We start from the raw sequence: 21065 nt of genomic DNA on the forward strand, positions 1-21065 counted from the left end.
AACCGGCGCTACATGCAACTTGAGGGCCTGCAAACCCTGAGCGATACTGCACCCACTCGGCTGCCCGCTGTGGCTCGCTGAGTGACGTGCATCTCAGCCTGTCCGGGCTATGGACTTACACCACGTCGAGGGACACGACCCGCCGTAAAATCTGCCTCCCCGCCGCCGTAGTTCAATGGATAGAACGAGCGCCTCCTAAGCGCTAGATACAGGTTCGATTCCTGTCGGGGGCGCCAATGCCGCAGCGCAGCATCGCCCGCTTGCGCGTCCTACAGCGCGGTAGTCTCCTTCCTACAGACAGCAAACCGCGTGCCGCTAACCTGCACGAGGTGCCGGTTCGTTACGGGTGTCACGCGGTCCTTTCATTCGGGTCACTCCGGTGTCATGCCCACGGCCTAGGATGAAGACACGCGCCACGAGAAGAAGAGCGGCACGCGCGAAGGACAACAACAACAGCGACGAGACAACCAGGAGAGGCCATGACTTGCGCCGAATACAGGATCGAAAGCGACCAGCCCATCGCCGGCACGCTCTGGCCGGCGAAAGGCTCGCACGAATATGCGGTGAGCGATCGCGCGCTCGCGATCACCCTCGCCGCCAAGAGCTTCACGAAGCCGGGGAGCGACCAGCTGGCAAGCGACATCCGCGTGGTGCACGTCCCCACCGGGGAGGTCGTGTTCACCAAGCCCGCGACGCAGCGCTTCGAATGGAGCGAAGAGCTCTGAACCGCGGCTTTCGTCATTGCCGCGAAGGCGGGGACGCGCCTTCGCCTCAAATCCCCGCTGGCTAGTACGGCCCGCCCGTCACCCGGTCGATCACGCGCACCAGTTCCGCGAGCGGCGCGCGCTTCGACACGCCCGGCCGCCCCCCGACCAGACCGCCCATGTCCTTCGTCTCCTCGGGCGAGACCATGGAGGTGAGATAGACGAGCGGGATGCCCGCCGTCTTCGGGTCGGCCTTCAGCTGGGCCGCCACGTCGCCGCCCGTGAGCCCCGGCATGTCGATGTCGCACAGGATCGCGTCGGGCAGTTCGTGGCGCGCCATCTCCAGCGCCTTGCTCGAGTCCGAGCTCGTGACCACGTAGTACCGGCTGCCAATCTTTGTGACCAGGAGAGCAAGCACGGCCGGGTCGTCGTCGACGATCAGTATCTTCTTGCGGGCGACTTCCATGTTGAGGAGCTCCGGATTGAACGGTGAGACCGGGAAATGTGGCTCAGCCCGAAGCTTGCTCGTTCTCCACCCGGATGTCCACCGTATCCAGGTGCGCTCTCAGCTCCGTCGCCCATTCGCGCACCGCGGGCGCCATCACTTCGCTGAAATTGCGCTCCAGCCAGCGGCTGCGGTCGCTCGCCCACGCAAAGCCATAAAGCGCGAAGCTGCCCGCGAGCAGGTGCGCAAGCCGCCGCACTTCGCCTTGCTCCTCCTTCGCCGCCGCCTCCTCCAGCTGCGCGAGCAACGCGCGGCGCGACTCGAGGAACTGGCCGAGCACCGGCTGGATGTCCGGGTCAATGCACACGGGATCGTCGCGCGTGCGCACGGCCGCGAGCGCAGGCGGCCCCGCGGGGCTCGCGCGTCCGATCGTCGTGTTCAGCTCCAGGAGCATCCGGTGGATCACCTCGCGCGTGACGGGCTTCGTGAGATAGGCGTCGAAGCCCGCCGCGAGCGCCGCGCGGCGCGTGTCCTCGTCGTCGTGGGACGACAGCGCCACGATCGTGCACGGCCTGCAGAGCGTGGCACGCTGGTACTGCCTGAACTCGCCCACCGCCTGCAGCCCGCCCATCACCGGCATGTCGAGGTCCATCAGGACGAGGTCGGGCCACTGCAGCTCGGCCGCGGCAAGCGCCACCCGGCCGTTGATCGCCGTATCCACCGTGAAGGGAGGCGTCGGCAGGTAGCGCCGCACGATGAGGAGGTTGTATTCGTCGTCGTCCACGAGCAGCACGCGCATCGGCGCGAGATTCGCGATCTGCGCCGACTCCGGCCCGGGCTGTTCCGCGGCATGGCGCGTCGCGGCCGGCACCTTGCCCGCCGGCGCCGCCTTCAGCGTGACGGTGAGCGTCGTGCCCTCCTCGTCGGAGGTGTGCATTTCCGTATGCCCGTCCTGCACCTTTGCCATGAGCCACGCGCTGTACGTGCCGAGCCCCGTGCCGCTCGCCTTGCCGAGCGTCTGGTACTTGCGAAAGAAGCTGCCGCGGATCGACTCGGGCACCGCGCCCATGTTGTGGATGCGCACGCGCACCGTCTCGTCGCCGCCCGCTTCCACGTGCACGCTCACGGTGCCTCCTTCGGGCGAAGCCTCCACCGCGTTCTTCAGCAGATTGGCGAGCAGCGAGTAGCACAGGAGCTCCTCGGCCCACGCGAAGGGCGGCTGCCACGCCTGCAGCTGCAGCTGCACCTGCTTGGACGCCGCGTGCATCCGCACTTCCGCGATCACCTTCAGCGCAAGCTCGGCGAGGTCCACCGCGTCGGGGCGGAAGATGTAGGTGTCCTGCTCCATCTTGTACAGGTCGAGCGAGAGATTCACCATCGACAGGATGCGGTAGCCCGCGCGCTCCACGATGCCGAGCAGTTCGTCCGCCTCGGGCCCCAGCTTGCGTTCCTCGCGCAGCAGCCGCGGCACGGCCACGATGCTGTTGAGGGGCGTCTTCAGGTCGTGCCGGCCGATGCGTTCCACCTCTTCGCGAAGCCGCACGTTCTCCTTCAGCGCCTCGTTCTGGTGCTCGAGCTGCTCGGCCTGCGCGGCCACCTGGTCGCGCGAGGCACGCAGGGCTTCGCGCTGCGCGCGCCGCTCGGTGATGTCGATGATCGCGGCGATCCAGCGCACGACGAAGCCGTTGTCGTCGCGCACGGCCATGCCGCTCACTTCGACCCAGGTGTGGCTGCCGTCGGCGCGCGAAAGCCGGTACTCCTCGGGCGAGTAGTACTCCCCGCGCGGCCCCTCCGGCCCCTTGCCTTTGATGAACGTCACCCATCGCTTCGTGACGCGCTCGCGGTCTTCGGGGTGGATCATCACCTTGAAGTAGTCCGGCCAGCCGGACGTGTCCGCATCCGGCGGGTAGCCGCGAATCTCGCGAAAGCGCGGCGAATAGTAGGTCTCGTGCGTGTGGCCGTCCCAGTCGACGATGCCCACGCGCGCCGCGCGCACCACGAGGTCGAGCCGCCGCTGCTCGGTGCGCGTGAGCTTCATCTGCTCGCGCAGCGCCTGCTCCTGTTCGTGGAACTGCGTGAAGTCGAGATAGGACGTGATGAAACGCCGGGTCCGCCCGGTCTCGTCGACCTGGGCGATTCCTTCGGCGTGGATCCAGATGTAGCTGCCGTCGACGCGCCGCAACCGGTAGGTCATCGGCAAGCCCGGCTCCTGCTCGCCGCCCGTGGGCTTGCGCCGGATCATGGCGCGGAACTCCCGGTGCGCCCGCTCGCGGTCGTCCGGATGCATCATCTCGAAGATGCTCGGCCAATCGCTCGTGTCGCAGTCCGGCGGGTAGCCGAGCATCGCCTTGAAGCGGTCGGTGTAGGTGACCACGTTGGCCGCCGCATCCCAGTCGCCGAAGCCCGCCTTGGTGGAGCGCACGAGAAGCCGCAGCCGCTCGCGTTCCGTGGCGAGCGCCGCCGCGTGCTCCGCGATCTCCTCCTCATGGCGCTTGCTCTGCGAGATGTCGATCACCGAGCTGATGAGCCGAAGCGGCCGCCCGTCGGGCCCGCACACCGCCACGGCCTCGGCATGCACCCAGATGAAGTGGCCGTCCGCGTGCCGCATGCGGTAGTCGCGCGGCTCGAACTGGCGGATGCCGTCCCGCACGTCGCGCCCGCGCATCTGCTCGCGAAAGCGGGACAGCACTTCGTCGCGTTCGTCGGGGTGCAGCATCTCGGAGAATTCCGGGATGCCGGCGTCGGGCATGTCCGCCGGGTAGCCGAACATTTCCTTGAAGCGCTCGGAATAGGTGATCTGTCCGGTCACGGCATCCCAGTCGCCGAGCCCCGCCTTCGTCGCGCGCACGAGCATATCGGTGCGTTCGCGCTGCTCGATGGTGCGCAGGTCCTCGGCCGAGAGCGCCCGCGCGAAGCGTTTCGCGAGCATCCATGCGAGCGCCACCTCGAAGCCGAGCATGCCGTAGGGGAGGATGCTCATCTGCAGCAGGTGCTGCACGTGCAGCGAGTCGTGCCAGCCGGTCACGATCAGCACGGCGATGCCCGCCAGGAGCAGCCCCGCGCCCGCCTGCCGCTCGCGCAGCGCGCGCACGAGCACGTACACCGCGAACATCGCGACGGCGAATCCGCCCACCACCAGCAGCGGTGTCGAGAACGTGAAGACGCGTGCGGGCGTCACGAGCGGCAGCAGCGTGGCCGCTGCGGCGAAGCCGGTGATGATCCCGGTGGGCACGCGTCCGGCGTGCGCCGGGTAGAGCCTGCGCAGGAGCAGTGCGAGCACGCTCGTGCCGAAGGCCCAGTTGGCGAACGTGAGGCGCATCTGCGCCTCGAAGCCGAGGTCTTCCACGAGGGACTGCAGCGGCCGCTCGGCCATGAGGCCGAGGCTCATCGCGTAGTCGAAGGTGAAGAGGGCGAAGAGCGCCCCGCCCCAGTCGCGCCGGCCCCAGGGCACGAACATCATCGTGAAGAGGCCGAGAAAGAGCATCGCACCGAGCGCGAGCTGCGCGCGCAGCAGCGACCGTTCGCGGCGCTGCAGGGTGTCCTCGGACGACGCCAGCTGCAAGCTGCGAAAGAGTCCGCCGCGCTGCATCTCGTGGTTGGAGACCTGGATGCGCAGCTCGAGCGGGCAGGCGGCGTCGGGCAGGGGGGCGACCATGAGGCGCGCTTCGGGGCGGTGCGTCGCGAGCGTTTCGCCCGGCGTGCCCTGGTGCGCCACTTCGCGGCCGTTGGCGAAGATGCGTGTGGCGCTGTGTTCCACCGGCACTTCGATCGCGAGTGGCTGGGGCGCCTTGCAATTCACGCGCAGGCGATACGTGCCGTGGCCGAAGCGGTTGCCGAGCGCGTCGTTCCAGGCGCCGGGGACCTGGATGAGGCGGGCGTCCGCGGGCCAGGGTTCGTGAGGGCCGACGAGGCGGTTCGGTGCGAACTGCCACTCGCCGTCCAGGCCCAGCATGCCGTCGCGCGTGAAGTCCCAGGCTGTGAGATCGAGCACGCCCGCGTGTGCCACCGGCCACTGCGGTTCGGCCTGCGCCGCATGGCTGCCCAGCGCGCAGCCCAGGACGAGTCCTGCGAGCAGGCACCAGCGGGCGAGGCGCGGCATGCGGGGAGGATACGCGGGATGGGCGCGGGGCCCAAGTGCGGGGGCCTCCGGCGGTATGCCCTTGCAGGGCGGCTCGCTTGTCCTATCGAGAGGTGTCGGACCTGGGTTCACTTGCCCTTGCAGGGCAGCACCTCGCTTGCCCTATCTCTCCCCCCGCCCTCTCTTCCCCAGCGGGGAAGAGAGGGAGCCAACACGGACATCCGATTTGGGCTCGTCGTGCCGACAAGGGGCCGAAGACCCGCCAGGTCGGGCAGTCCGCAATCGTTAGCAACGACAACGAGACTCCGCATACCCGCCGTCGCGCGCCACGATGGTCACGGAGCTACACATGTCAGCTCGCCACCCGACCTCGCGGGTCTTCGGCCCTTTGTCGTCACGACGAGCCAAAATCGGTGTTGGGCTCCCCTCTCTTCCCCGCTGGGGAAGAGAGGGGCGGGGGGGAGAGATAGGGTAAGCGAGGTGCTGCCCTGCAAGGGCAATGAACCCAGGTCCGACATCAATGCGATAGAGCAAGCGAGGCGCCGCCCTGCAAGGGCAGCAAACCTACCCCGCGGGGCGCTCCTCGTACAGCCGTACGACCTCCTCCCGCACCGCGTGCGCCAAAGCCCGCCGATCCCTCGCCTCGGCCTTCACCGGCTCCCCGAAGCTCACTCGCGCGAAAAACCGCGGACCGGTCAACGTCCGCCAAACCGAGCCCACCAGGGTCTCGTCACCCAGGTACAACGGCGACCCGCAACGCTCGCCAGTGGCACTCTCCACGAAACTGAGCGCGACCGGCTGCACCGCCACATCGGCGGAGATCGCCGCCTGCATCAGATTGGCATGGAACGGCAGCACGCCCGTCCCATCGCCGGTCGTGCCCTCCGGAAACACAGCCACCACTTCGCCGTCGCGCAAGCTCTCTGCCATGCGATGCACGACGTGCATCACGTGACGGCGCCTTTCCCGCTCGATGTACAGCGTGCCCGCGCCAGTGGCGAGCGTGCCGATCACCGGCCAGCGCTTCACATCGGCCTTCGACACGAAGCGGCAATAGCGCGACGCATGCAGCACGACGATGTCCAGCCACGAAAGATGGTTCGCCACGAGCAGCACCGGGCCACGCACAGGCGGCGTGCCGCGCAACTCGAGACCGATCCCCATGATCGCAAGCATCCGGACCGCCCAGGCCTGCACCCGCGCTTCGCGTTCGGCCTGCGCGAGGCGCGGGAACACGAGCCGGATCGTGAACCACCCGCCCACGGCATGGACGAGCGCGCGCAAAATGCGCCAGAGGCCAGGCACGCAGCCCATCGAAGCTATTCCGCGCCGCCGGCTTCGAAAGCCAGGTTCCCCGCGGCCACTGTCCAGCGCACGCGCCCAGGCAACTCGCAGCCCGCAAACGGCGTGTGCTTGCCGTGACTCCTGAGCGCTTCGGGCGCGACCGTCCACACGCTCCCCGGATCGAACACGCACACGTCGGCCACACCGCCTTCCACGAGCTGCCCCGTGCTCGCCTGCAGCGTGCCGAGCGATGCACCCAGCACGCGCGCGGGCTCGCTCGTGAGCACCGCGAGCGCGCGCGCCAGCCCGGCGCCGCTTTCCTGCCCCCACCTCAGCGCGAGCGACAGCAGCAGCTCGAGCCCCGTGGCGCCGGGTTCGGCCTGCGCGAACGGCAAGGTCTTCGCGTCCTCGTCCACCGGCGTGTGGTCCGACACCAGCGCATCGATCGTGCCGTCGGCGAGCCCTTCGCGCAGCGCATCGCGGTCGCGCTGCTGGCGCAGCGGCGGCTCGAGCCGCATGCGGCTGTCGAAGTAGCCGATGTCCACGTCGGTGAGGTGCAGCGAATTGATGCTCACGTCGCAGGAAAGCCTCAAGCCCTCCTCCTTCGCCTGCCGCACGAGCTCGACCGCCGGCGCGCTGCTCAGGCGGCACAGGTGCACGCGCGCGCCGGTGGCGCGCATCAGTTCGAGCACCGTGTGGATCGCGATCGTCTCCGCCGCCACCGGCACCCCCGCGAGCCCCAGCCGCGTGGCGATCGCGCCGCTCGCGGCGACGCCCCGGCCCAGATGCAGCTCCTGCGGCCGCAGCCACACCGTGAAGCCGAAGGTCGACGCGTACTGCAGCGCGCGCAGCAGCACCTGCGTGTCGGCAAGCGGCACTTCCGCCTGGCTGAAGCCGACGCAGCCCGACTCGCCGAGCTGCACCATTTCCGTGAGCACGGCGCCTTGCAGGCCGCGCGTGAGCGCGCCGAGCGGGAAGACTCGCGCCTGGTGCAGTTTCTCGGCGCGGAACTTGAGCATCTCCACGAGGCCGGGCTCGTCCAGCACCGGCTCCGTGTCCGGCAGGCACACGAGGCTCGTCACGCCACCCGCGACGGCCGCGGCCATTTCGCTTTCCAGCATGCCCTCGTGCTCGTGCCCGGGCTCGCGCAGGCGCACGGCCAGGTCCACGAGGCCGGGCGCGACGACGCAGCCGCGTGCATCGATCACGCGGTTCGGCGCGAAGCCGTCCGGCACCTGCCGGATGCCGACCACGCGGCCCGCGGCCAGCGCGACGTCGGCCACCTCGTCGAAATGGCGGCCGGGACAGATGACGCGGCCGTTCTTGATCAGGATTTTCACGGTGCTATGCCTCGTTGCCCGCCACGATGCTCATCACGGCCATGCGCACCGCGATGCCGAACGTCACCTGCGGCAGGATCACGCTCTGGCGGCCGTCGACCACCGACGAATCGATCTCCACGCCCCGGTTGATGGGCCCGGGGTGCATCACGATCGCATCCGGCTTCGCGAGCGCAAGCCGCTCGGGCGTGAGGCCGTAGCACTTGAAGAACTCCTGCGCCGAAGGCAGCAGCGCGCCGCTCATGCGTTCGTTCTGCAGGCGCAGCATGATCACCACGTCGCAGTCCTTCAGGCCCTCTTCCAGCGTATGGCACACCCGCACGCCCATCTGCGCCATGTCGCCGGGCACGAGCGTCTTCGGCCCGACCACGCGCACCTCGGCACAGCCGAGCGTGGTGAGCGCATGGATGTCGCTGCGCGCCACGCGCGAATGCAGCACGTCGCCCACGATCGCCACCGCGAGATTGGAGAAATCCTTCTTGTAGTGGCGGATCGTGTACACGTCGAGCAGGCCCTGCGTCGGATGGGAGTGGCGCCCATCGCCCGCGTTCACCACGTGCACGTGGGGCGCGACGTGCTGCGCGATCAGGTAGGGCGCGCCGGACTCGCTATGCCGCACGACGAAGATGTCGGCGGCCATCGCCGAGAGGTTGGCGATGGTGTCGAGAAGCGACTCGCCCTTGGCCGTGGACGACCGCGCGATATCGAGGTTGATCACGTCGGCCGACAGGCGCGTGGCCGCGATCTCGAACGTGGTGCGCGTGCGCGTCGAATTCTCGAAGAAGAGGTTGAAGACGCTCTTGCCGCGCAGAAGCGGCACCTTCTTCACCTCGCGGTCGCTCACGCTCACGAAATTGGAGGCGGTGTCGAGGATTCGCACGAGCGTCTCGCGCGGCAGGCCCTCCACGGACAGAAGGTGGACGAGTTCGCCGTGTCGGTTCAGTTGCGGGTTTCTTCCGGAAATCATTCAGTGGGCCCTTCCACCTGGAAGCTGAGGCGCTCCTGCGCGTCGCGCGCGAGCGCGAGCGACATCGATGCGGGCAGGCTCACGCGAGCCGCGGCGAAATCGGGCTGGATCGGCAGCTCGCGCCCGCCCCGATCCACGAGCACCGCGAGCCTCACGTCGGCGGGGCGGCCGTAGTCGAAAAGCTCGTTGATCACGGCGCGCGTGGTCCGGCCGGTGTAGAGCACGTCGTCCAGCAGGACGATCCGCGCATCGTTCACGTCGAAAGGCAGCTTCGTCTGCGCGCTGGCCGCCATGCCGCGCCGGGCGAAGTCGTCGCGGTGCATCGCCGAGGAGATGACTCCCGCGTCGCCCGCGAGCCGCAGGTCTTTTTGCAGACGCTCGGCAAGCCAGGCGCCGCCCGAGGTGATGCCGACCAGTTTCGCGTCCGGCGCGAGCAGCAGCGCGACGCCCTTCAGCAGTTCCTTGTACAGAGCTTCGGCATCGAGCATCAGCGCGCTCATCGCTCTTCCCTCCTGCTTGTCACTTCGTGCGAACGATGGCCCGGCATTCCCGCGAGGGCGGCGTTCCGGGGCGCGGGAATGCCACGGTTTGCCGCCTTCGCGGGGACGACGCAGCCTTGACGGTGCCGCTTCACTTCAGACCTCTCAGGAATTGTTCCAGGATCACGCACGCCGCGCCCGCATCCGCGTCGCGGGCGCCCGCGGCCTCGGCTTCGACGGTGCTGTAGCGCTCGTCGACTTCATAGACCGCGAGCCGGCTCGCCGCGCGCAACTGCCTCGCGAACCTGCGCGCGCGCGCCGTATTCTCGTGGCTCGCGCCGTCCGGATGGAAAGGAACGCCCACCACGAGCGCGTCGGGTTGCCACTGGCGGATGCGAAGCAGGGCTTCTTGCAGCCGCGCGGCGCCTTCGGCGCGAATCGTCGGCTGCGGCGTCGCCGTGCCGATGAGGCGGTTGCCCACGGCCACGCCCGTGCGCCTGAGACCGAAATCGAAAGCAAGAAAGGTGGTGTGGCGGGCCGGGATGTCGAGCACCGCAGGGCTCATGCGTGCCCCGCCCCCGGCGAGAGCATCCATGACTGAAGCCCGAGCAGCAGCAGCGCCTTCTCGTAGCGCTTCTCGATCGGCGTGTCGAAGATGACGGCCGGATCGGCGCACACCGTGAGCCAGCTGTTTTCGGCGATCTCCGACTCGAGCTGGCCCTCGCCCCAAGCAGAGTAGCCAAGTGTGATCAAGACCTTGCGCGGGCCCGCCCCGGTCGCGATGGCCTCCAGCACGTCCTTGGATGTCGTCATCTCGAGCCCACCGGGAATCGTCATCGTCGAGGCGTACACCGACTCGCCCGGCTCGCCGTCCACGGCGTGGACGGCCTCGTGCAGCACGAAGCCGCGTTCGGTCTGCACCGGCCCGCCCTGCAGCACGGGCTCGGTCGCGAGTTCCTCGCGTCCGAGCGGCAGGTCGACCTTCTCGAAAAGGTTCTTCAGGTTGATGTCGGTCGGCTTGTTGATCACCAGCCCGAGCGCGCCCTGAGCGCTGTGCTCGCACATGTAGACGACGCTGCCCGCGAAGGAAGGGTCCTGCAGCCCGGGCATCGCGATCAGGAAGTGATGCGTGAAGTTGATGGGCTCGGCGTCGCGGGACATGCCCGGGATTTTACCGCTGCGCCGTGCGTTCGACTCGGCCGGGCCGAGGCCTCGGCCGCCCCGGCCTGCGCGTCCCGCCGCTGCGGCCGCGGACGCGCGCACCGGTTCCCGGGGAATACCCGGATTCCTTGGCCCGGGTGCCTTGCCCCAGGGTTGTGCGTCCCGGGGCTGCGTGTCCCGCATGTCGGATTCCCGCGACACAGCCGCCGACGGCCGCTGCCCGAGCCGGTCTTTTCCTCCCGCGTGAGCCGTGGCATTTTTTCACACTGGCGCGTGCGAATCGGGGGAAAGCATTCACGACAAACACTGGAGGACACGGTATAACCAACGCTTTCCAAGGTTCGAGGAGGAGCCACCATGGCCAAAGTCCATCTGACAGCACCGACGATCACAGAAGATCAGGCATCTCCTCAGGTTGGAGGAGGACTCGTCTACACGGGCTTCGTTTCGCCAACGGTTCAGCACCACCTCGGCGACTGGATCTACCAGGGATACAGCTTCACTTCCGCTGCCGATCTGGCGTCGCTGTCCGATTTCATCAACTCACTGGCTTCCGAATTCAACGTCGATCTGAATTCCTGGTCGTTCGACCCGTCCAACGCCGAGCTCCAGTTCCTGGGCGAGGACGAGGCGATCAATCTCGTGTTCGACGTGGACGTGCACGGCACGGGCAACACGAGCGCCTCGGGCGACATGACGATCCGCATCACCGGGAACAACGACGCGCCGACGATCACCGTCGGCACCGGCGATACGGCGTCCGCCTCGCTCGCGGAATCGAATTCGACGCTCACGGCCTCGGGCACGCTCACGGTTCATGATCCGGACCTGAGCGATGTGCTATATGTCATCGCGCTCAGCAGCGGCAACCCGACGGGATTCACTGAGGGACTGCCGATAGGGGTCATCCAGAGCTGGATGAGCGTCACGCCTGTGACATTGAGCGCGAATCCGGGGGAGTCCAGCAATCTGAGCTGGTCGTTCGATTCCGACGGCTTCGCCTTCGACTATCTCGGCGAGGGCGAAACTGTCACTTTGCACTATGGCGTGGCCGTGGAGGACAGCCACGACGCGACGGGCCAGCACGACATCGACATCACGATCACGGGCGTGAACGATTCGCCCACGTTCAGCACGAGCGACTCGGGCTCCGTCACGGAGGATGTGGCGGTGGTCTCGGGCGAGTTGAGCGCGAGCGGAACAATCGACTTCAGCGACCCGGACTGGCACGACACCCATACCGCCGACGCGACCATCAGCGCGAGCGCGACCTGGTACACCGAATTCGGCGGCACCACGTCCGCGAACTCCGTCGGCTCGCTCGACGTCTCCATCACGAACGACCCGAGTTCGGGCCCGGACGGCCAAGTCCACTGGAGCTTCCACGTCGACAACGCCGACATCCAGTTCCTCGGCCTGAGCGAGAGCCTGGTGGAGACGTTCCACGTGCACCTGTCCGATCCGTACGGCGGGTCCGCCACGACCGACGTCGTGATCACGATCGAGGGCGCGAACGATCTGCCTTCGATCACCGACGGCGACTTCTCCGCAACCGTCACGGAAGACGACGCGGCCACGCTCTCGGCGAGCGGCTCGCTCACCTTCACCGATGTCGACATCAACGACACGCATGGGGCCTCCGTGACCGGCACGACAGGCAATTACGTCGGCAATTTCACCCTCACCGGCACGAACGACTTTTCCGCCTCCGGCACGATCGGCTGGAGCTTCGCGGCCTCCAATTCCTCGAGCGCGATCCAGGCCCTCGGTGTGGGCGAATCGATCACGCAGATCTACCACGTCCATGTCGAGGACAACCACAACGCGACCGACATCCAGGACGTGACCATCACGATCAACGGGGTGAACGATTCGCCGTCGTTCAGCAGCAGCGACACGGGCTCGCTCACGGAAGACAACGTGACCTTCGTCGCGGCAAGCGGCTCGTTCATCACGACATCGGGCAGCGTCGGATTCACCGACGTGGACATTCACGACTCGCATTCGGTCACGTGGTCGTCCGACGCGACGCTGAGCGGAAGCTCCTGGAGCGTGATCGGCAATTTCGACGCGACCATCAGCTACGACAGCACCACGTCGTCCGATGGGGGCGTCGCGTGGACCTTCAGCGTGGACAACGCCGACGTGCAATTCCTCGGCGCGACCGAGACGCTCACCGAGACATTCCACCTCCACCTGAGCGATCATCATGGCGGGGTCGCGACGACCGACGTGACCATCCAGATCGAAGGCGTGAACGACTCCCCGTCCTTCACCGGCAGCGGCACCTTCTCCGGGGACGTGACGGAGGACGCGGCCTCCACGCTCGAGACGAGCGGCACGATAAGCTTCACGGACGTGGACATCCACGACTCCCACAGCGTGAGCAGCATCACGGGCACCACCGGCAACTACGTCGGCACTTTCTCGGCCAATGTCACTTCCGAATCGAACGGCGCGGGGTACGTCGAATGGAATTTCTCGGTCGACGACTCGAACGACGTCGTTCAGTCCCTGGGCGAGAACGAAACGCTCACGCAGACCTACACCGTGTACATCACGGATCATCACGGTGGAGAAGACTCCCAGGACATCACCGTCGTCATCCACGGCGTGAACGACGCACCGACGTTCACCAACGGCAGCTCCGCCACGCTCACCGAAGACTCGAGCACGCCATCGCTCACCGCCACCGGCAGCATCGGCTTCAACGACGCCGACGCGAACGACCTGCATTCGGTGTCGTTCTCGGCGGAGGCGACCTGGGCGGGCAGCTCCACCCAGCCGATCGGCACTTTCGATGTTTCCGTCTCCACAGACAGCACGGTAAGCAGCACGGGCTACGTGCAATGGACTTTCACGGTCGATAACGACGACGTGCAGTTCCTGGGCTCGGGCGAAGCGCTGGTGGAGACGTTCCACGTGCACATCGGAGACGGCCACGGCGGCGGCGACACGACCGACGTGGTCGTGAGCATCACCGGCGAGAACGACGCGCCGTCGATCACGAGCGGCACCTTCTCCGCCTCGATCACGGAAGACGTGACGAGCGGGACGCTCTACGCGAGCGGGCAGATCAGCTTCACCGACGTCGACCTGCACGACTCGCACTCCGTCACGTACACGACGACGGACGCCTCGTTCGACTACGTGGGCTCCTTCAGCGTCGACATCGGCGGCTCCGGCAGCGGCAGCGGCACGATCGACTGGAGCTTCAGCGTGAGCGACTCCAACACGCAGATCCAGTCGCTCGGCGCGAGCGAATTCGTGACGCAGGTCTACCACGTCCAGCTCTCCGACGGCCACACCACCGCGACGACGGACGTGACGGTGAACATCTACGGCGTGAACGACGTACACACCGGCAACGTCTACATCTACGACACCGCGACCAATTCGGGGGCGGGCCCCGGGCCGTTCGCGGGCGACGTCCTCACCGCCTCCAACGACATCGTCGACGTCGACAACTTCACGTTCAGTGGCGACTACGACGATCCGAGCTTCGACTACCAGTGGCTGCGCGACGGCACGCCGATCGCCAATGCCACGGGAGCGTCCTACACGCTCACGAACGGCGACTCGGGCCACCAGATTTCGCTGCAGATCTCCTACGTCGACGACGGCGGCGTGCTGGAGACAGAAACCAGCGATGCGGTCACGATCGCCGTGCACGAGATCGGCACGCCGGGCCGGGACACGCTCACGGGCGGCGCCACCGACGACTGGCTCGAGGGGCTGGGCGGCAACGATACGCTACGCGGGCTGGGCGGCGACGACACGCTCGACGGCGGGTCCGGCAACGACTCGCTCGCGGGCGGCGACGGCAACGATTCGCTCGACGGCGGACCGGGCCGCGACACGATGCAAGGCGGCGCGGGCGACGACACCTACGTCGTGGACGCGACGAACGACGTGGTCGTGGAAGCCGCGGACGCGGGCAACGACACGGTGTACGCGAGCGCCACCTACACGATCGCGCTCTACGTGGAAAATCTCGTGCTGACCGGCGCGAGCGCGATCAACGGCACGGGCAACGGCCTGAACAACATGATCGACGGCAACACCGCGGCCAACTCGCTGAGCGGCGCGGCCGGCAACGACACGATCTTCGGCGGCGATGGCAACGACACGATCCTCGGCGGCAACGGCGACGATTCGCTGGACGGCGGCAACAACAACGACTCGATCACGGGCGGTGTCGGCGCGGACTCGCTGACAGGCGGCGCCGGAGCCGACAAGTTCGTCTTCACCGGAACGGCGGACAGCACCGTGAAGGCCAGCGGGCGGGACACCATCCTCGACTTCAGCGGCGGGGCGGGCGACCTGGTGGACGTCTCGGGCATCGATGCGAACACCACCACCAAGGGCAACCAGGCCTTCACCTTCATCGGCACGGCCGCGTTCACGCATGCGGGGCAGCTGCGCTTCGACGATGCCACGCACACGCTCTACGGCAACGTCGACGCGAACCTGAACCCGGACTTCGCCGTCGTGATCCTCGGCGTGAGCAGCGCTCAGTTGACCGGGCATATCACGCTCTAGCACATGCATGCTGCCGCGGCCGGTGCCGCGGCAGCATGCAAAGAAGCCACGCAAAGAAGCCACGCCAGCGTCGGCGACGCACAGGCGCGGGCCGCTGTCGCCGCACGGTATCGCCAGCAGGTGCCAGCACGTATCGCCGGCTGACGTAATTCCTCGCGACAAGTCCATCCGCGAGTCGTATAACCATTGTTCTCGAACCCGAGAGGAGGAGCTGCCATGGGTGTACTCGCGCCACACGTGACGGCCAGTCCGTCGCAGGCCAGCATCACGGAAGATGGCGGCACCTACCTCGTGGGCGGCTCGCTCTTCACGACGAGTGCCACCGCCTGGCAGCACCACTTCGTGAGCGCGTCCTGGAACGTTCCCATCTCGGAACCGGGACTCGATGCGATGGGCTTGAACGGCTTCACGTCGGACCGGGATTCGTGGCAGTACGCGGTCGACAACGCGGACCTGCAGTTCCTCGCCGAAGGAGAGGAACTCACGATCGCGTACAGCGTGACCGTGAGCGGCACGGGCGGCTCCGCGGACTCCGCGCAGGTGCTGATCCATCTGATCGGCGACAACGACGCGCCGGCCATCACGAGCGGCCACTTCGGCGCGACGCTCACCGACGGCGTCGACTTCTTCACGAGCGGCTTCATCGACTGGTCGGACCCCGACTTTCACGACTCCGAGACGATGGAGCACGCCTTCGTCTCCATGACCGGCGACACGGCGGGCTTCTCGGCAGCGAGTGTCATGATCGGCTTCACGGCGGACACCGGGGGATGGAGCTACTCGATCGCGTCTTCGGTGCTGCAGCAGCTCGGCGCGGGCGAGCAGATCACCCTGCATTTCGACCTCACCCTCACCGACGGCAGCTCGTCGGACGTGCAGCCGGTCACCATTCACCTTGCCGGTGCGAACGACGTCCCCTTCTTCTTCACGAGCAGCGACTTCAGCGGATCGGTCACGGACGGCGTGACGCGCGAGGCGAGCGGATCGCTTTCGTGGCACGACGAGGACATCCACGATTCGCACACGATGAATCACGGATTCGGCGGGATGTCGGGCGACACCACGAGCTTTTCGGCGGCGAGTCTCACGAGCGGCTTCACGGCCAACCTGTCCGGCTGGCAGTATTCCGTGTCGAGCGACGTGCTGCGCCGGCTCGGCGAGGGCGAACACATCTCGCTCCACTTCGGCGTCACCATTTCCGACGCGAGCCCCGGCGACAGCACTCCGCTCCAGATCCTGCTTTTCGGCGCCAATGACGGTCCGAAGTTCACGAGCGGCGACTTTAGCGGCTCGGTCACCGACGGCGTCACGTCGTTCACGAGCGGCTTTCTCGGCTGGAGCGACGCCGACATTCACGACGCGGACGCGATGGAATGCGCGTTCCTCGGCGCAACGGGGGACACTTCCGGCTTCGCGATCACGAGCCTCACGAGCGGCTTCACCGCTGACACGAGCGGCTGGATCTACTCCATCTATCCCGGGGTGCTGCAGGAACTGGGCGCGGGCGAACACATCTCGCTGCATTTCGAAGTCACGATCACCGACGGTTCCGCCTCCGATCTCCACGCGGTGACGGTGACGCTCAACGGCACCAACGACGCGCCTTTCTTCACTGCGGGCACCTACCTGGCCGACGTGACCGACGGCGTGACGAACAACACGAGCGGGCTCCTCTCTTGGAGCGACCCCGACATCCACGACGCGCACACGATGGCGTTCACGTTCGCGTCCCTGAGCGGGGATACGACCGGCTTTTCCACGACGAGCCTCACCGAAGGCTTCGCCGTGACCAACGACGGCTGGACGTACGGGATATCGCAGGACGTGCTGGACGGCCTCGGCGCGGGCGAGCAGATCACCCTGCACTTCGACGTGACGATCACCGACGGCTTCTCGTCGGACACGCAGGACATCACCATCGCCCTCCACGGCGCCAACGACGCGCCGCGTTTCACGAACGGCACGTACAGCGGCTCCGTCACCGACGGCGTGACGAGCTTCACCTCGGGATTCCTCTCCTGGGACGACGCGGACATCCACGACGTGGATGCGATGACATGGACCTTCGTGAACGCCACCGGCGACACGACGGGCATCGCGACGACGAGCCTCACCGGCGGCTTCACGGCGAACGAGACCGGCTGGAACTACTCGGTGGCCTCCAATGTGCTGCAGCAGCTCGGCGCGGGCGACGAGATCGACCTGCACTTCAGCGTCACGATCGCGGACGGTTCCGCGTCGGACGTCCACGCGGTGACGGTCGCGCTCTACGGGGCCAACGACGCGCCGCAGTTCACGAGTGGCGATTACACCGGCACCATCACCGACGGCGTGAGCGACAGCACCGGCGGCTATCTCTCGTGGACGGACGTGGACATCCACGACACGCACACGATGCACCACACGATCCTCAGCCTGTCGGGGGACACCGCCGGATTTTCGGCCGCGGCCCTCACCGGCGGCTTCACGGCGGACACGAGCGGGTGGAACTACACGATCGCCGACGACATGCTGCAGCGGCTCGGCGGCGGCGAGAGCATCTCGCTGCACTTCGCGGTCACGATCTCCGACGGCGCGGACCGCGACACCCACGAAGTGACCGTGACCCTGCAAGGCGTGAACGACGCGCCCTCGGGCGCCGACGGCACGGTGATCGGACTCGAGGATCATGCGTACACGTTCGCCACGGGCGACTTCGGCTTCACGGACGCCGATCTCGACGACAGCTTCGCGAACGTCGAGATCACGACCCTGCCGACGCACGGCACGCTCCGGGACGACAACGCGGCGGTCACCGCGGGCGAATTCATTTCCGTCGCCGACATCCTTGCCGGCAAGTTGAAATTCATCCCCGGCGCCGACGCGAGCGGCGCGGGCTACGACAGCTTCACCTTCCAGGTCCAGGACGACGGCGGCACGGCCGACGGCGGGCAGGACATCGACCTCTCCGCCAACACGCTGACGGTGGACCTTACCCCGGTGAACGACAAGCCCGCCGGAGCGAACAAGACCGTCTCGACCTCCGAGGACTTGGCCTACGCCTTCGTGACGGGCGACTTCGGCTTCAGCGATCCCACCGACTCCCCGGCGAACTCGCTCCTCGCGGTGAAGATCACGACGCTGCCCTCGCACGGCACGCTCACCGACGACGGCTCGGCCGTGAGCGCGGGCGACTTCATTGCCGTGGCGGACATTCTGGACGGCAAGTTCCAGTTCGCGCCGCAAGCGGGCGCGAGCGGCACGGCCTACGACAGCTTCACCTTCCAGGTGCAGGACGACGGCGGCACCGCCGATGGCGGGGAGGACCTCGACACCACGGCCAACACGCTGACGGTGGACGTGGCCGCCGTGAACCACGCGCCCGCCGGCACGGACAAGACCGTCGCCACCCTCGAGGACAGCGCCTACACGTTCATCGTGGGCGATTTCGGCTTCGGCGATGCGAACGATTCGCCAGCCGATGCGCTGCTCGCGGTGAAGGTCACGACGCTGCCGACGCACGGCACGCTCACGGACAACGGCACCGCCGTGAGCGCGGGCGACTTCATCGCGGTGGCCGACATCACGGGCGGCAAGCTGAAGTTCACCCCGGCGGCGAACGCCAACGGCGCGGGCTACGCGACCTTCACCTTCCAGGTGCAGGACGATGGCGGCACCGACAACGGCGGCGTCGATCTCGACGCGTCGGCCAACACGATCACGCTCGACGTCACGTCCGTCAACGATGCGCCCGCGGGAGCGAACAAGACCCTCACGACGCTCGAGGACAAGTCGTACACCTTCGGGTCGTCCGACTTCGGCTTTTCCGATTCGAGCGATTCGCCCGCGAACGCGCTGCTCGCGGTGAAGATCGCGACGCTGCCCACCCACGGCACGCTCACCGACGACGGCGTGGCGGTGACGACCGGACAGGACATCGCGGTGGCCGACCTGATCGGCGGCAAACTCGTCTTCACGCCCGCGGCGAACGAGAACGGCACGGGCTACGCGACCTTCACCTTCCAGGTGCAGGACGACGGCGGCACCGACCATGGCGGCGCCGATCTCGATGCGTCGGCCGACACGATCACGCTCGACGTGACGGCGGTGAACGACGCGCCCGCCGGAGCGGACAAGACGGTGACCACGGCGGAGGACACCACGTTCGTCTTCGCCGCCGGCGACTTCGGTTTCAGCGACGAGAGCGATTCGCCCGCGAACACGCTATCGGGCGTGAAGATCACGACGCTTCCCGCGCATGGCACGCTCCGCGACGACGGCGCGGCGGTGAGTGCGGGCGACGTGATCGCCGTCGCCGACATCACGGGCGGCAAGCTGAAGTTCACGCCCGAAGCCAATGCCAACGGCACGGCCTACGACACCTTAACGTTCCAGGTGAAGGACGACGGCTCCACCGCCAGCGGCGGGGTCGATCTCGACGTGTCGGCCAACACGCTCACGGTCGACGTCACCGCCGTCAACGACGCGCCCGTGAACACCCTGCCCGGTTCGTTCGCGACGGACGAGGACACGAACACGCAGCTCACGGGGATTTCGGTGACCGACGTCGACGCGGGCTCGGGCGGCTTGTCCGTCACGCTCTCGGTCGCCTCGGGCAGCCTCACCGCCACCGCGGGCGGCGGCGTGACCGTGAGCGGCTCGGGCACGGGCTCGCTCGTGCTCGGCGGGACTTCCACCGACCTCGACGCGTTCCTCGCGGGCAGTTCGGCGCCCACCTTCGTTCCCGCCGCCAATGCGAATGGCCAGGTGACGCTCACCCTGGTCGCCTCGGACGGCGGCAACAGCGGCACGGGCGGCACCTTGACCGACACGGACACCGCCACCATCACCGTGGCGGCGGTGGACGACCCGCCGCTGCAGGGCGCGCCGGCGATCCACGTCGACGGCTCGCTCGTCGAAGGCCAGACGATCACGGCGCAGCTCGGCACGCTCGCCGATCCCGTGGACCATGGCCTGGGTTCGGTCATCAGCTACAACTGGCATCGCGACGACGGCTACGACTTCTCCACGAGCGACGCCACCTATACGCTCGTGCACGAGGACGTGAACCACACGTACACGGTGTCGATCACGCTGCACGATGCCGACGGCGCGGTCGAAACCTCGGTGCCGAGCGCACCGACGCCGACGATCGGGGTGACCGGCTCCGGCACGGACCGGTCGGACCTGCTGGTTGGCGATGCCACGAACGACCTGCTGCAAGGCCTCGGCGGCAACGACACGCTGCGGGGACTGGGCGGCAACGACACGCTGGAAGGCGGCACGGGCAACGATTCGCTCGCGGGTGCCGACGGCAGCGACTCGCTCGACGGCGGCGCCGGCCGCGACACGATGCAAGGCGGCACCGGCAGCGACATCTACGTCGTGGACCAGACCCACGACGTGGTCGTGGAGGCGGCCGGCGCGGGGGACGACACCGTGTACGCCGCCGCCGACTACACGATCGCGCTCTACGTCGAAAACCTCGTGCTGCTGCCGGGAGGCGCGTACCGGGGAGCCGGCAACGGCCTCGACAACCATGTGCAGGGCAACGCATCGGGCAATGTGCTGAGCGGCATGGGCGGCAACGACACGCTCGACGGCGGCGACGGCAACGATTCGCTCCTCGGGGGCAACGGCAACGACGTGCTCCAGGGCAGCGACGACGACGACACGCTCGCGGGAGGCATCGGCGCCGACGACCTCTACGGCGGCAAGGGCGCGGACCGCTACGTGTTCACGGGGGCTGCCGACAGCTCGGTGAAGGCTTCGGGACGCGACACGATCATGGACTTCGATCAGGGCCAGGGGCCGTTCAACGGCGCCGAGGGCGACGTGATCGACGTGTCGGCCATCGATGCGAACACGGGCGCGAAGGGCAACCAGGCGTTCACCTGGATCGGCGGCGCGGCGTTCACCGCCGCCGGGCAGTTGCGATTCGACGACGCCACGCACACGTTGTACGGCAACGTCAACGGGAACCTGCAGGCGGACTTCGCCATCGTGATCCTGGGTGTCGATCACACCCAGCTGTCGAACAATTCATTCGCCCTTTAGCAGAATTTTGACGCAGATGTGCTCTCGAA

Annotated in this window: 11 protein-coding genes and 1 tRNA gene; 4 read left to right on the forward strand and 8 right to left on the reverse strand. The window is 67.5% G+C overall.

Annotation, left to right across the window (positions count from 1 at the left end; all coding sequences use genetic code 11):
- Positions 1-161: 161 nt before the first annotated feature.
- Together VHA82_RS08755 and VHA82_RS08760 are read left to right on the forward strand one after the other, a co-directional pair.
- Positions 162-236: transfer RNA gene (locus VHA82_RS08755), tRNA-Arg, on the forward strand.
- A 243-nt stretch (positions 237-479) separates the two neighbouring features.
- Entirely contained in the window at positions 480-725 is a 246-nt protein-coding gene (locus VHA82_RS08760) for a hypothetical protein (protein ID WP_325542569.1), read from the forward strand.
- A 61-nt stretch (positions 726-786) separates the two neighbouring features.
- On the opposite strand, the gene VHA82_RS08765 is transcribed toward VHA82_RS08760, so the two are convergent.
- From VHA82_RS08765 to VHA82_RS08800, 8 genes are all read right to left on the reverse strand, one after another.
- The gene (locus VHA82_RS08765; RefSeq protein WP_325542571.1) at positions 787-1170 is read right to left on the reverse strand and encodes a response regulator; all 384 of its coding nucleotides are present in this window, start codon (positions 1168-1170) and stop codon (positions 787-789) included.
- A gap of 43 nt (positions 1171-1213) precedes the next feature.
- Positions 1214-5248, reverse strand: a complete 4035-nt coding sequence (locus VHA82_RS08770) for a PAS domain-containing protein (RefSeq protein WP_325542572.1) — start codon at positions 5246-5248, stop codon at positions 1214-1216.
- A gap of 543 nt (positions 5249-5791) precedes the next feature.
- Positions 5792-6541 carry a lysophospholipid acyltransferase family protein gene (locus VHA82_RS08775; RefSeq protein WP_325542573.1) on the reverse strand — a complete coding sequence of 250 codons (750 nt, stop codon included), beginning with the start codon at positions 6539-6541 and terminating at the stop codon, positions 5792-5794.
- A gap of 5 nt (positions 6542-6546) precedes the next feature.
- Positions 6547-7851, reverse strand: a complete 1305-nt coding sequence (locus VHA82_RS08780) for a dihydroorotase (RefSeq protein ID WP_325542574.1) — start codon at positions 7849-7851, stop codon at positions 6547-6549.
- Positions 7852-7855: 4 nt separating this feature from the next.
- The gene (locus tag VHA82_RS08785) at positions 7856-8818 is read right to left on the reverse strand and encodes an aspartate carbamoyltransferase catalytic subunit (RefSeq protein WP_325542575.1); all 963 of its coding nucleotides are present in this window, start codon (positions 8816-8818) and stop codon (positions 7856-7858) included.
- Positions 8815-9318 (reverse strand): bifunctional pyr operon transcriptional regulator/uracil phosphoribosyltransferase PyrR, encoded by a 504-nt coding sequence (pyrR, locus tag VHA82_RS08790; RefSeq protein WP_325542577.1) that lies wholly within the window; start codon positions 9316-9318, stop codon positions 8815-8817. Before pyrR ends, VHA82_RS08785 begins: the two co-directional genes overlap by 4 nt.
- A gap of 130 nt (positions 9319-9448) precedes the next feature.
- Positions 9449-9862 carry a Holliday junction resolvase RuvX gene (gene ruvX / locus VHA82_RS08795; protein WP_325543087.1) on the reverse strand — a complete coding sequence of 138 codons (414 nt, stop codon included), beginning with the start codon at positions 9860-9862 and terminating at the stop codon, positions 9449-9451.
- Positions 9859-10458 (reverse strand): YqgE/AlgH family protein, encoded by a 600-nt coding sequence (locus VHA82_RS08800; RefSeq protein WP_325542578.1) that lies wholly within the window; start codon positions 10456-10458, stop codon positions 9859-9861. Before VHA82_RS08800 ends, ruvX begins: the two co-directional genes overlap by 4 nt.
- A gap of 357 nt (positions 10459-10815) precedes the next feature.
- Here VHA82_RS08800 and VHA82_RS08805 point away from each other — a divergent pair, with 357 nt between their 5' ends.
- A complete protein-coding gene (locus tag VHA82_RS08805) occupies positions 10816-15000 on the forward strand; it encodes a VCBS domain-containing protein (protein WP_325542579.1) in 4185 nt (1394 codons plus the stop codon).
- Positions 15001-15216: 216 nt separating this feature from the next.
- Positions 15217-21036 carry a VCBS domain-containing protein gene (locus VHA82_RS08810; protein ID WP_325542581.1) on the forward strand — a complete coding sequence of 1940 codons (5820 nt, stop codon included), beginning with the start codon at positions 15217-15219 and terminating at the stop codon, positions 21034-21036.
- Positions 21037-21065: the final 29 nt, after the last annotated feature.

The organism is Ramlibacter sp., assembly GCF_035548915.1.
Taxonomy (GTDB): Bacteria; Pseudomonadota; Gammaproteobacteria; order Burkholderiales; family Burkholderiaceae_C; genus Ramlibacter.

Coding starts and splice junctions, on each gene's coding strand:
- VHA82_RS08810 (WP_325542581.1), top strand. CDS start 15,217: ATGGGTGTACTCGCGCCACACGTGACGGCCAGTCCGTCGCAGGCCAGC.
- pyrR (WP_325542577.1), bottom strand. CDS start 9,318: ATGAGCGCGCTGATGCTCGATGCCGAAGCTCTGTACAAGGAACTGCTG.
- VHA82_RS08800 (WP_325542578.1), bottom strand. CDS start 10,458: ATGTCCCGCGACGCCGAGCCCATCAACTTCACGCATCACTTCCTGATC.
- VHA82_RS08785 (WP_325542575.1), bottom strand. CDS start 8,818: ATGATTTCCGGAAGAAACCCGCAACTGAACCGACACGGCGAACTCGTC.
- VHA82_RS08765 (WP_325542571.1), bottom strand. CDS start 1,170: ATGGAAGTCGCCCGCAAGAAGATACTGATCGTCGACGACGACCCGGCC.
- VHA82_RS08775 (WP_325542573.1), bottom strand. CDS start 6,541: ATGGGCTGCGTGCCTGGCCTCTGGCGCATTTTGCGCGCGCTCGTCCAT.
- VHA82_RS08770 (WP_325542572.1), bottom strand. CDS start 5,248: ATGCCGCGCCTCGCCCGCTGGTGCCTGCTCGCAGGACTCGTCCTGGGC.
- ruvX (WP_325543087.1), bottom strand. CDS start 9,862: ATGAGCCCTGCGGTGCTCGACATCCCGGCCCGCCACACCACCTTTCTT.
- VHA82_RS08805 (WP_325542579.1), top strand. CDS start 10,816: ATGGCCAAAGTCCATCTGACAGCACCGACGATCACAGAAGATCAGGCA.
- VHA82_RS08760 (WP_325542569.1), top strand. CDS start 480: ATGACTTGCGCCGAATACAGGATCGAAAGCGACCAGCCCATCGCCGGC.